Source organism: Neobacillus vireti, from assembly GCF_036962465.1.
Taxonomy (GTDB): Bacteria; Bacillota; Bacilli; order Bacillales; family Cytobacillaceae; genus Neobacillus; species Neobacillus vireti_B.
In genome coordinates, this window is the sequence record NZ_JBALNF010000054.1 from 60,921 (window position 1) to 74,287 (window position 13,367).

Annotated in this window: 10 protein-coding genes; 5 read left to right on the forward strand and 5 right to left on the reverse strand. The window is 37.7% G+C overall.

All coding sequences use genetic code 11. From position 1 onward, the window contains the following. Positions 1 to 32: 32 nt before the first annotated feature. The 5 genes from V7077_RS20805 to V7077_RS20825 all read right to left on the reverse strand — a co-directional run bounded on the left by V7077_RS20805 (position 33) and on the right by V7077_RS20825 (position 6,707). On the reverse strand, positions 33 to 1,058 hold the full coding sequence (locus tag V7077_RS20805) for an AraC family transcriptional regulator (protein WP_335505466.1): 1,026 nt from the start codon (positions 1,056 to 1,058) through the stop codon (positions 33 to 35). A gap of 214 nt (positions 1,059 to 1,272) precedes the next feature. Then, entirely contained in the window at positions 1,273 to 2,526 is a 1,254-nt protein-coding gene (gene rhaA / locus V7077_RS20810) for an L-rhamnose isomerase (protein ID WP_335505467.1), read from the reverse strand. 21 nt (positions 2,527 to 2,547) lie between these two features. Beyond that, complete coding sequence (rhaB, locus tag V7077_RS20815) at positions 2,548 to 3,966, reverse strand: rhamnulokinase (protein WP_335505468.1); 1,419 nt, start codon at positions 3,964 to 3,966, stop codon at positions 2,548 to 2,550. Positions 3,967 to 4,407: 441 nt separating this feature from the next. Next, complete coding sequence (locus V7077_RS20820; RefSeq protein WP_335505469.1) at positions 4,408 to 5,565, reverse strand: MFS transporter; 1,158 nt, start codon at positions 5,563 to 5,565, stop codon at positions 4,408 to 4,410. Positions 5,566 to 5,792: 227 nt separating this feature from the next. After that, positions 5,793 to 6,707, reverse strand: a complete 915-nt coding sequence (locus V7077_RS20825) for a DMT family transporter (RefSeq protein ID WP_335505470.1) — start codon at positions 6,705 to 6,707, stop codon at positions 5,793 to 5,795. A 232-nt stretch (positions 6,708 to 6,939) separates the two neighbouring features. Here V7077_RS20825 and V7077_RS20830 point away from each other — a divergent pair, with 232 nt between their 5' ends. The 5 genes from V7077_RS20830 to V7077_RS20850 all read left to right on the forward strand — a co-directional run bounded on the left by V7077_RS20830 (position 6,940) and on the right by V7077_RS20850 (position 13,294). Continuing rightward, positions 6,940 to 7,956, forward strand: coding sequence for an AraC family transcriptional regulator (locus V7077_RS20830; RefSeq protein ID WP_335505471.1), 1,017 nt, complete (start codon positions 6,940 to 6,942; stop codon positions 7,954 to 7,956). Between the two features lie 190 nt (positions 7,957 to 8,146). Next, positions 8,147 to 9,400 carry a C4-dicarboxylate transporter DctA gene (dctA, locus tag V7077_RS20835; RefSeq protein WP_335505472.1) on the forward strand — a complete coding sequence of 418 codons (1,254 nt, stop codon included), beginning with the start codon at positions 8,147 to 8,149 and terminating at the stop codon, positions 9,398 to 9,400. A 112-nt stretch (positions 9,401 to 9,512) separates the two neighbouring features. Further along, a complete protein-coding gene (locus tag V7077_RS20840; RefSeq protein WP_335505473.1) occupies positions 9,513 to 10,187 on the forward strand; it encodes a response regulator in 675 nt (224 codons plus the stop codon). Positions 10,188 to 10,216: 29 nt separating this feature from the next. Then, positions 10,217 to 11,806, forward strand: a complete 1,590-nt coding sequence (gene dcuS, locus V7077_RS20845; RefSeq protein ID WP_335505474.1) for a DcuS/MalK family sensor histidine kinase — start codon at positions 10,217 to 10,219, stop codon at positions 11,804 to 11,806. Between the two features lie 90 nt (positions 11,807 to 11,896). After that, a complete protein-coding gene (locus tag V7077_RS20850; protein ID WP_420489690.1) occupies positions 11,897 to 13,294 on the forward strand; it encodes an NAD-dependent malic enzyme in 1,398 nt (465 codons plus the stop codon). Positions 13,295 to 13,367 lie beyond the last annotated feature (73 nt).

Sequence of the window (13,367 nt, forward strand, 5' to 3'; positions counted from 1 at the left end):
TCTTTGACGGAGTAAAAAACGCATAAAGCTTTTCACAATTTGATTGGACTTGAAATAAGATTTTGAGATTGATTGTCTCGATATTCTTTGGGTGTCTGAAAATAAACCTCGTTAAATTTTTTATAGAAAAAGGATACGCTTGAATACCCAACTTCTTCTGCAATATCAGGTATAGGCAGATCTGAATTACTTAGATATAGAGCAGCCTTGTTCAATCTTTGAATTTGCAAGAGATCCTTGAATGACTTTCCGGTTGCCTTTTTAAGAACAGCAGAAATATAGTTTGGATGATATTTATAGTGTTCAGCCATTTCTGTTAAGCTGCAGTCCTTAAAATGGTCATCAATATACTTCAGAAAATCGAGAACGATAGCATCTTTTTGCTTAAGATTGTCTTGCGGTTTGCTATTGGAACTGTTACTGTGGCGGATAAGTTCTGTAAACAATATGAAAAGATACGCATCAATCATTTCCGAAGTAAAGACGTCCTTATCAAAATGCTCGCACATAATTTGTTCCATGATTCCAACAACTTTTGAATGCCCTTCAAAAGGGAAGTATAGATAGTTATTAGCTCTTCGACTATCAATCAGGGAGTCGATTAAAAATTGTGAGATAATACTCTTATTCGTGAATCGACTAAGAAATCCAGTTGATAAGTAGTCATGCTTAAGTTTCATTTCAATAGCGATATCAGATTTTGAAATCTCTTTGATTGTGTGAGGGGTGTTTTTATCAATCATGATGGTTCCGCCCTCAGTTATATTTATTTCATGATCTTCCATGATAACCGTACATTTCCCCTGATAGACGTATATAAGTTCAATATACTGATGAATATGCATAGGAACAAACGCGCCGACCGGAGCCTGAGATATGAAAATGTTATCTTCAATTGGATTTGTTGTGGGGTCAAAGATCATATTGAAATTATATACTGTCTCACCATTTACTCGATTTACCGGTTCTGGATTATAGGTGTTTTTTATAACATTCCAATCGGGTGCCTTCCTGGTGTTATTAGCTTGTAGGAAAGAATGCAAATCAACACTATTCATATGAACCCTCCTATCAAATAGAATGAACCTGGAAATCCATTTACAATTAACGTAGAATTTCTTTATTCGTTTGTAGAACCATCCTTAATTTGTAGAATAACTTAAAACTTCGTAGAATTCTTCTTTTTTTGTAGAATCCCTTCTTTTTCCTAAAAAAGAAGACCCAAAAAGGAGTCTATAACTCTCCTATTTGAGCCTTCCTCTAAAATATTACTTATCTTTTTAATAAAACCTCTTGCTCATATGCTTTTACTTCTTCTAACCATGATTCTTTTACTGGAACACCCATTTTTTCACAGTAGTAATCCCAAACAGCGCCAAATGGATACGTCTTGAATTCTTCCATTAACGCCAATCTTTCAGTGAAGTTGCCTTCTTCTTGAAGCTGTTTTAAATACTCATTTGGTACTAACATAGCTGAAAGTAATGCTTTAATCATGTTTCGAGTACCGATTGTCCAGGCAGCGACACGGTTGATGCTGGCATCAAAGAAGTCAAGACCAATGATCACGCGGTCTAACGCATCATTACGGACGATTTCTAAGGCGATTTCTTTTAGTTCATCATCTAAGATAACAACATGGTCACTGTCCCAACGTACTGGTCTAGAAACGTGAAGGGCAAGCTTTTCGCTAAATAAAAGCATGGATGAAATCTTGTTAGATACAGTTTCTGTTGGATGATAATGTCCAGTATCCAGCAAGCATAATTTATCATTTTTCATAGCATAATTTAGATAAAATTCATGAGAACCGACTACATAAGATTCTGATCCTAGTCCAAATACTTTACTTTCTACCGCATCAAGATTATATTGCTCATCTACTTCAACAGCAAAAATCTTATCTAATGATTCTTTTAATCTTTTTCTTGGAGTTAGGCGATCACTTGGAATATCCTTGTAGCCATCAGGTATCCAAATGTTTGTTAATGCTGGTGTGCCAAGTTCTTTACCGAAGTACTCACCAATTTTCCGGCTGCCAATGCAGTGATTAATCCAGAATTCACGAATTTCTTCGTTTGGATGTGAAAGTGTTAAACCATCATCAGCTTTTGGATGGGAGAACAGCGTTGGGTTGTAGTCTAATCCTAAACCATTTTCCTTTGCCCATTTCACCCAGTTTTCGAAATGCTTTGGTTCTAATTGGTCTCTTTCAACTACTTCTCCATTTGTTTCTGCATAAATGGCATGCAGGTTAACGCGATGTTTCCCTGGAATCAAGGAAAGTGCTTTTTCTAGGTCAGCTCTTAACTCTTCAGGTGTCGAAGCTTTACCTGGATAATTTCCAGTAACAGAAATTCCGCCTGATAATTCTTTCTGATTTACTTCAAACCCGCCAACATCATCGCCCTGCCAGCAATGAATCGAAACTGGTACATTTTTTAAAGTTTCAATGACTTCATCAACATTAATTCCCCATTTTTCATAAGCCTTCTTAGCTAGTTCGTAGTTTTCTTGAATAGACATGTCATTCTTCCTCTCTATCTTTTAGTTAGCAATTGGTGCAGTGGGCAAATATTTTTTTACTTCAAATGAGTTTTTAACAATCGTTCGAGCGTCTTTTATATTATCAATTTCATCGAGGGCCATTAATTGGGCCACGATATTGCCGATGGCAGTCGCTTCAACAGGTCCTGCATATACTTCTTTTTTCGTTACATCCGCGACAAGTTGGTTCAACATTTCATTCTGGCAGCCGCCGCCGATGACATTAATTTTTTCAAATCGCTTTTCAAAAATTTCTTCGATTTCGTTAACGGCATCCTGATAGCTGAACGCTAAACTATCATAAACACATTTTGCGGCCTCTCCCGGTGTGCTAGGGATCGGCTGGCCTGTTTCCACACAATAGTTCATAATTTCTTGAACCATGTTTTCAGGTTTTAGGAAACGGTCATCATTGACATTTACCACAGCCTTAAAGTCCTTCGCCTCTCTAGCCAAATCAACCAGTTCTGCAAAAGAATATTCATTATTGTAGTTTCGTCTTACCTCTTGAATCATCCAAAGACCCATAATATTTTTTAAGAAACGGTATTGATAATCAATTCCGCCCTCATTGGTGAAATTGTAATCAAGGGCTTTTGTTACACAGATTGGGAAGTAATTTTCTACTCCAATCAGTGACCAAGTACCAGAACTGATATAAATCGTTTCATTTTCTTCTGGTACGGCAATCACCGCTGAACCTGTATCATGTGTGGCCGGCAGAATCACTTGCAAGTCAAAGCCTAACTCTGAAACTAGTTCTTCTTTTAATGTTCCAAGAACGGTTTTTGGCGTCTTAATATCATGGAACATCTCTTTATTAATTTCTAACAAATCCAACAAGTCATGGTCCCATTTTTTTGTAAAAGCATTGACTAGCTGAGTAGATGTCGCATTGGTATATTCGTTTGCTTTTTTACCTGTAAGCAAATAATTAAAATAATCCGGGATCATTAAGAATGATTTCGCTTGATTTAAGATTTCCGGTGACTGTTGTTTAATAGAATATAATTGATAGATTGTATTAAACTTTTGGAACTGAATACCTGTTTCTAGATACAAGCGTTCCTTCATAATTTTTTCAAAAACCTGTTCCATCATTCCGTCTGTTCGAGGGTCACGATAAGAAACAGCCTCCGTTAATGGTTGATCGTTTTCATCTAGTAACACAAAGTCAACGGCCCATGTATCGATTCCGATACTATCTGGCTTAATGCCGAGTTCATTGGACTTTTTTAATCCATTTTTGATTTCTTGAAAAAGCTGGTCGGCTTCCCAGCAATAGGAGTCACCTTTTTTGACAATATTGTTTTCAAAACGATGTATTTCTTGGAGTTTTAGCAATCCATTTTCCAGATGGCCTAAAATCAGGCGGCCGCTGGATGCACCAATATCAACAGCAATACTGTATTTTGTCATTTACATCACCTCTCGGTTGGAAACGCTTACTGATATATTTATATAATACTAGAAAATGAAGGTTTTCCTATAACTTGATTCGACCAATTTATTGTCCTTATTTGCATCTACTTTTTTAAAAATAAAGGCTCTGTTATTATTCATTGTTGATTTTCGTATAGGTATAAGAATTAATAGGCGGAGAATTTCCGACTAATGTATATGGAGGAGCTTAAAAAGCAGATATTAGCGGAGATATTCCGATTAACTGCTCTAAATAAGACAAAATCCAAAGATTTGGATAACATAAACGGAAAAACTTCCTTTATTTTTAAGGAAATAGGGGTATTTCCCAATTTAAACGGAATTTTTCCGTTTATTTTTCAAACACACCGAAATCAATATTCATTTACAACAGAGCATAAAAAAAAACCACAGAACTCATCTGTGGTGTTGAAAAAATTAATCTTTGTATTTTAGGATGTGTGCTCCCCAAACAATAAACCCTAAAACAATCATCATTCCTCCTGTTAAGCATACGCCCTGCCAATGCCATATGTTCCAAGCATAGCTGCCAAGTGAAGAGCCAAGTGAACCGCCAAGGAAATAGGTCACCATAAATACAGTATTTAAGCGGCTTCTTGCCCCTGGAACTAAACTATAGATTCTGGTTTGGTTGGAGATCTGTGCCCCCTGTACTCCTAAATCTAACAGAATAACGCCAACAATGATTCCCCAGACAGCAGAACCTAAAAATCCAAAGAAGAGATAGGATAACAAGGTAATGATAATGAACATACCAACCAATGACTTTGCGCTAAACCGATCAGCTAATCGTCCTACAAGAGGCGCTGCCGAAGCCCCGACAACCCCAACTAAACCAAATAAACCAGTCACTTCACTTCCAAAGTTAAACGGTGCTCCCTCTAAATAAAAGGCTAGTGATGTCCAAAAGACGCTAAAACTTCCAAACAACAATCCACCCACCAAGGATGCTTCTCGTAAGGTTGGCTGAGTGACAATTAATTCACCAATGGACTTTAAAACTTGGCGATAGGTCAAATTTGTCTCGGGATAGCTTTTAGGTAAGAAATGTTTTAGAATGAGTGCTAATACTAACATTAATACAGTAGCAACCACATACATTAACCGCCAGCCAAAGCTGCCTCCAATAAAACCTGCTACGTTTCGTGCGAGAAGAACGCCAAAGAGTAATCCGCTCATCACACTTCCAATCACTTTTCCTCGTTCTTCCGGCTCAGCCATCTGTGCTGCCAACGGTATAATCACCTGAGGTACAACTGTTGTGATTCCAACAGCAAGACTTGCGACATAAATCCAAAGTAGATTTTGAGCTGCAGCAACGGCAATGAGGGAAATGGTTACAGAAATTAATAGGACAGTTATAAGTTGACGACGCTCTCTCATATCTCCCAACGGCACAAACAAAAACATGCCGATTGCATACCCAATTTGAGTAAACATTGAAATATTGCCCACTTGATGTGAATTAGCATGGAATGTCCGTCCCATATCTGCTAACAGCGGCTGATTATAATAAAGATTCGCCACAGCTAGACCACATGTAATGGACATTAACAAAACTAAACCTTTTGTCAATGTACTCCCCTTTGATTGATTCATTTCTTTCCTGTAGAATTATTTGTCATTTGTATCTCCTTATTCCCAATTCTGTTCTGTCATATCTAAGGATCTATCAGTTTTTGGGGCTTTTATTTGCGAATTTATAGATTTATTTATACCCTGAGTATTTATTTTAAATAATTCTATAAACAGGTTAAACATTACCGTTCTAAAAAAAAAGTCTTCCTTATATGGAGGACTCTTCACAATGCCGCTTTATTTGCCCCTGTAGAAACGGCCGTTTTAACCGATGGCATATTCGCAATAAATACTCCGAGCAATACCAAAATACCGCCAAGGATTTGATTAAGCGAAATATGATTTCCCAAAATAAAATGAGAAGCAAGAATGGCGACAAATGGCTGGATATTCATGAACATCGAAGCGGTACCTGCGCCAACTTTAGCGACTCCTTTATTCCACCAAAACCCGGCAACTCCTTGTGCCATAATCCCGGCAAAAATTAACAATATCCACATCAACAGAGAATGACTGATAACAGAGCCGCTTACCAAATTTTCGACTCCGGCTGCAGGAATCATCAATACACTCCCGAGCACGGTTGAAAAAACAGTAATAATAAAGGTATCCATCGTTTTCGCTAACCCTCGGATAAATAAAATACTAATCGAGAGACAAAACATTGCGATTAAAATATTAAAATCACCCCATGAAATTCCCAAAGCGCCATTTGCAACGCCGATAATTGAAAAAACACCGATTAAACTAATCATGGCTCCTGACGATTTTTTAATTGTAAACTTGACCTTAAAAATGATTCGTTCCAATAAAATGGTCGCTATCGGTGCCAAGGAAATAATCAATGAGGCGTTAGCTGGTGTTGTATGGTGGAGGCCCGTAAAGTAGAAGGTTTGATTTAACAGGGTACCAAAGATTCCAACACCAATGAGATATTTCCACTCTGAAATAGTGGGGCGCTTCATACCCTTATGTATCAAGGCACAAATAATCAAAAAAAGTGAGGTAAAACAAATTCGAACTGTTGATAATAAAACAGGTGAAAATCCTTGAAGTAAATAGGCACTGACTGGATAATTACAACCCCACAAGACAGAAACCAAAAAGAGACTAATAAAAGCTTTTACGGTACTAGACATTTAAATAAACAACCTTTCTAGGATGTTATTATTGATAACTTTTAATAGTATAGCATGGTATTTCGTATGGCGAAAGATAATAAAAACGATTTCCCCTTTTATTTCATAGTGTTAAATGGTTTAGACCCTCCATACTTACTACCATCCCTTTTTGTATGAATGATTGCTTTATTAAAGAATAAGAAATTGAAATACTATATTTATGATAGAATTAATCTAAAGGAGGGTGAACATGGATACTACACTAATCGAAAAACAATTGAGGGAATTTAGTGATTTTGAACAAAAGTATTCCGGCACACCTGAACACCCAAGTCATTATTCACACTTAGAAGATTCAGAACTTACTTTATCGAAAAATGTCCAAACACCCGACATCGTCCCAGTAGATTACTTTTTTAATCCTGATCAAAATGTGGTATTTTTGAAACATCCTCGTTTTATAAAATTCACCGAACATCGGCATTCCTTTATTGAAATGAACTATGTTTATTCAGGTACCTGTACACAATACATTAATGGCAAAAAGGTGACCCTCAACGAAGGAGATCTTTGTTTACTAGATACCAATGTGATGCATGGAATTGAAAGCGCCTCCGAAAATGATATTATTATTAACATTATGATTCGTACCAGTTATTTTGATTCAGCCCTGCTCCAAAGACTATCAGGAAATGATTTATTAACCGATTTTTTTGTTAATGCCATTTATCAACAAAAGAAAGATAGCCGATATATCATTTTTCCTAAAGGTTCCAACAATCGCCTTAAAGAAATCATTATCCAAGTGTTGGGAGAATTCTTTCATCCACAGCTTTGCTCTAATGAGGCGATCAATTCTTACATGTTGTTAATCTTCACAGAGCTATTAAGAATTTATAATAGCTATTCAAAGGACAAAGAAGAACCAACCTTTAAGAAAGCCATTATCTCGGAAATTCTAAGTTTTATGGAACAAAATTATCAGTCGATGACACTAGAACAAACCGCTGAGAAGTTCCACTTCCATCCGAATCATCTCACCCGATTACTTAAAACCAACTTAGGCAAGACATTTATTGAATTATCACATCAGTTAAAAATAAAAAATGCCTGTACGCTGCTTGAGAACACCGATTTAACGATTGACCAAATAGCTAATAAAGTCGGATATACCAATATGACGTTTTTTTATAAATCATTTAAAAAAATTCATAGTGTTACGCCCGCCGAATATCGCAAAAAGAACCACGAAGGCCCTACTCCATAGTAACCTTTCGTGGTTTTTTTTTACGAATTTATTTGTGAACAAATTGTGACCAAAATCACCAAAAAGAACGATATAACCAAAACATTGTCAGAGTATTCACTAAAATCTATACTTCAATTAATAAGTTTTCACTATTCTCAAGTTTAAATTTGTAAGTGTTTTCATTTTAAAAGAATCGGAGGATTGGGTAATGAAAATTAATTTTAAAGGTCTCACAACACAGGTTGTAATCGCAATCATTCTTGGTATTATTTTTGGTGCCATTTTTCCAAAAGCAGGTGCTGATTTAAAAGTTTTATCAGATATCTTTGTCAAAATGATCAAAATGGTCATTGCACCAATCATCTTCTTAACCATCGTCGTCGGAATTGCCGGCATGGGAGATATGAAAAAAGTCGGCAGAATCGGTGGAAAAGCATTACTATACTTTGAAATCGTTTCCACTATTTCCTTGGCGATTGGGATACTTTTTGCGACAATTTTCAAACCCGGAGCAGGTGTAAATGCACACAGTGCAAAAGGGGACATTACCCAATTCACGAAACAAGCAGCCGAAGGGAGTCATAGTTTCTTGGATTTTATCATGGGAATTATTCCTGATAATTTCCTGGGTGCAATGGTAAATGGGCAGCTCCTTCCGATTCTATTTTTAGCCGTATTATTCGGGATTGCCTTATCTGGCCTTGGTGAACATGGAAAAGTCGTCCTTAACCTGTTCGAGAAATTGTCGGATACTTTCTTCCGGATTGTAAATCTTATTATGTACTATTCACCAATTGCAGCGTTTGGTGCGATTTCCTATACAATTGGCGAATTCGGTATAGGTTCTCTCGTGTCTCTTGGAAAATTGTTCGGGTTAACGGTTTTAGCTATGGTAGTGTTTATTGTTGTGGTGTTAGGCAGCATTGCTAAGTTCTATCGATTTAATATCTTCCAATTTATTAATTATATTAAAGATGAAATCTTCTTGGTTCTTGGGACATCTTCATCAGAATCCGCTCTTCCTAAAATGGTGGAGAAGCTGGAGAAATACGGCTGCTCCAAGTCGGTTGTTGGCCTAGTTGTTCCTACTGGCTACTCTTTTAATTTAGACGGAACATCGATCTATCTTTCTATGGCTGCTCTATTTATTGCACAGGCATTTGGGGTTCATTTAAGCTTTGGTCAGGAAGTCACACTACTTGGTGTTTTAATGCTTACTTCAAAAGGTGCGGCTGGTGTAACAGGTTCCGGTTTTGTCACTTTAGCAGCAACCCTGGCTGCATTCCCAAGCGTGCCTGTTGAAGGTATTGCCCTTCTTCTAGGGGTTGACCGCTTTATGTCAACTGCTCGTGCTTTAACAAATCTAATTGGCAATGGGGTTGCCACAGTGGTTGTATCGAAAATGGAAAATGAATTCGATGAGAATGTTACGGCTAAGCAATCTATTAGTCAATCAGCCTAACCTCCTGCAAAACTAGATAAAAGTCCTCAGCCACGAAAATCGTGGCTGTTTCTTTGAGGATAGGAAAAAAAGTAGGTTATAATGGTAGAAAAGATATCAAAGGAGAAAAGTCATGGAGCCAATCAAAGTCTTGATTGTCGAGGACGATCCGATGGTCATGGAAATTAATGCTCAATTCGTTTCCAAGCTTCCTGGCTTTAAGTTAGCTGGAAAAGCTTTCACTGGTAAAGAGGCAATTTACTATATCAACAAAGAAAAGCCCAATCTCGTTTTACTAGATTTCTTTTTACCAGACACAAATGGACTTACTTTGTTACAAACCATTAGAAATAACCATTATCCTTTAGACGTCATACTTTTAACAGCCAATCGCGATCCACAGCATATTCAGGAGATTTTTCGGGCAGGTGTGATGGATTATATTGTCAAACCATTCCGATTTGACCGTTTTCAAACAGCACTTGAGCAATACCGGCAAACATTTAAAAAATACAAGGAAAATAAGCCCTTTGAGCAAGCAGATTTGGATGCGTTGATGGGAGTTAAACCCAAAGGAGACGAGTCCGAATATTTGCCAAAAGGATTGAATGACAGAACCCTTCAGCAAATAGTACAATTTTTAAAAAGACAAGCTGAACCTCTTTCATCTGAAGATGTTGCCGCTGGAATTGGCTTAGCACGTGTTACTGTTCGCCGATATTTGGATTATCTAGAGAAAAAAGGTCAGATTGTAATGGAAATTCAATATGGTTCCGTTGGCCGTCCAATGAATAAGTACAGGTTATAGCCTTTAAATAAAAAGAAAGAGGTGTTCCTGTGCGAAATAAAAGACCTAGGTTTCGTCTTCAAACAACTATAACCATTTTAGTATGCGGGGTTGTGGCTCTTGCTTTATTTGTCACCGATTTACTTATAAGTAATGAAATTGGGCAATCAACTGAAAAAAATCAATCAGAAAAAGCAATGAATATTGCAAGGATGATTGCTCATTCTCCCCTTGTAATGGAAGCGCTGCAACAAAAAAAGGATGAACCTGCTATTCAAAAATATTCAAACGAAATGGTAAAAATCACTAACGTAGAATTTATTGTTGTTATGGATATGAATGGGATTCGGAAATCTCATCCTAGCCCAGATAAAATCGGTCAACGATTTGTTGGTGGTGATGAAGGCCCTGTTCTCCATGGCCATGAGAATACCTCCGTTGCCAAAGGAACATTAGGATATTCTTTAAGAGCCTTTACTCCAGTATTCTCAGACAACGGAAAACAAATTGGCGCTGTTGCAGTGGGAATTTCGCTCAACAAGGTCAAACAGGACGTTAGAAATAGTAAAAAAATCATTTATCTTGCTGTTATCTTTGGCGTAATAATAGGAGTAATTGGCGCTATTATTCTAGCAAAAAAAATAAAGAGAAGTATGTTTGGTCTTGAACCGTTTGAAATAGGAAAATTACTTGAAGAGCGAAGTGCCATGCTTCAATCTACTAAAGAAGGAATTCTAGCTGTTGATCAAGAGGCCCGTATTACCCTGATTAATAATGAAGCGCTTCGTTTATTTGAAGAAGCGGGAATCAAAGAAAATCCTGTTGGCAGCTTAGTTGATCAATACCTGCCTCAACTTCAATTGAAAAATGTCATGGAAACAGGGAAACCAAGACTAAATCTTGAAATTGATTTATCAGGTATTACCCTTTTCGCAAACCAATTGCCAATTTTTGTCGGCAATCAGATGGTTGGTGCCATTACTACTTTTCGAAATAAAACCGAAATTAATAAGCTAGCAGAGGAACTCACTGGGATTAAACTCTATGCGGAAGCCTTAAGGGCCCAGTCCCATGAATTTGTGAACAAGCTTCACGTTGTTTTAGGATTAGTTCACCTCCAGCAATACGGAAAACTAGCCGATTATATTGACCAGATTTCCGATCATCTTCAAAATGAAGTCGGTTATATTGTCAATAAAATTAAGGATCCCGCTCTGGCAGGGTTCATTCTTGGAAAAATGAGCTATGCGAGAGAAATGGGCGCAGATCTTTCTTTTTCAGTTGAAGAAATTTTACCAGAATCTTCTTTGCCTGAAATTACTCATGAATTAATTACGATTATCGGAAATTTAACTGATAATGCTTTAGAGTCTCTTTCAGACCAAGAGAATAAAAAGGTTTTCATCCACTTTGACTATTACGACCATGAGCTTTTAATTGAAGTAGCCGATACTGGCCCTGGAATAGATAAGGCTATAGTTGAACAGGTATTCTTGAAAGGGTTTTCTACAAAAGGAATAGATCGAGGAATCGGCTTATCTCTAGTTAAATCAAGCATAGAAAAGCTAAACGGCCAAATCGAACTGTCAACAGAGACTGGTAAAGGAACGAGGTTTACTGTTACTCTCCCCTACTACTAAGGGGGAGAACTAACGATTATATATAAAATATATGGATTTAGGGAGTGGGTTAATTTGTCAATCGGAACAGGTACGAGTACACACATTATTATGCGCTTACAATTGGATGTTGAAGTTTTTTCGTTCGCTGACATTGCCAGCTGCATCAGTAATGCCGGCGGCGATATCATTGGGGTCGATGTGATTTCATCAAATAAAACACATACGATACGCGATATAACCGTCAATGTCCATGGACTAAAACATAGCCAGCTTCTTGGAGAATTGATTGCCAAGCTTAAAGGGGTCAAGGTAATTCAAATTTCCGATCGTACCTTCCTCATGCATTTAGGCGGGAAAATTGAGACAGCGCTTAAAACTAGGATTAAAAACCGTGAGGATTTGGCAAGGGTCTATACTCCGGGTGTCGCTAATGTCTGCACGGCAATTGCAGAGGAACCAGAAAAAGCCTACTCATTAACGATCAAACGGAATACCATTGCGGTCATTTCAGATGGTACGGCCGTCCTTGGTCTTGGTAATATTGGACCAGCTGCAGCCATGCCAGTAATGGAAGGAAAGGCCATGCTTTTTAAGCAATTAGCAAATGTTGACTCCTTTCCAATCTGCCTTGATACAGAAGATACCGAAGAAATAATCCGTACCATTAAAACAATTGCGCCTGCTTTTGGAGGAATCAATCTAGAGGATATTTCAGCACCAAGGTGTTTCGAAATAGAAGAAAGATTAAAGAAAGAGCTTGATATCCCCGTATTTCATGATGATCAGCATGGAACAGCTGTTGTTCTTCTTGCCGGGCTGTTAAATGCGCTAAGAATCACTAACAAAAATATTGAAGATATTAAAGTCGTGTTCACCGGTATTGGAGCAGCTGGGATTGCCTGCACAAAAATCCTCCTATCCGCAGGGGTTCGGAATATAATTGGTGTGGACAGAAATGGTGCTATTCACCGTGATGTTCATTATGACAATAAGTATTGGAATCACTATGCCGAGATAACCAATCCGGATAACCTTAAAGGTTCATTATCCGAAGTTATTAAAGGAGCTGACGTATTTATCGGTGTATCAGCACCTGGAATCTTAAAGGTGGAAGATATTAAAAATATGGCGAAGGATCCAATTGTGTTCGCCATGGCAAACCCAGAACCCGAAATCGATCCTGAAAAAGCAGAACCCTACGTAAGAGTCTTAGCTACTGGCCGATCTGATTATCCAAATCAAATCAATAATGTTCTTTGTTTTCCAGGAATTTTCCGCGGCGCCCTTGACTGTCGGGCAAGTGAAATTAATGAAGCCATGAAGGTCGCTGCAGCTAAAGCCATTGCCTCTGTTGTTACAGACGAGGAATTGAGTGAATCATATATTATTCCTAGCGTGTTTAACGATAGAGTAGTAGAAAAAGTTCGTACCGCTGTTGTCAAAGCAGCGCATGAGACAGGTGTCGCGCGGAAAGAGCTTCGGGCAGCAAATTTAGTCAACATATAAGCCATAAATAACCTATTAGTCTATAGTAGAGTTAGGGACCACCTATGATATAAGGCGGTCCCTTTTGTTTTGC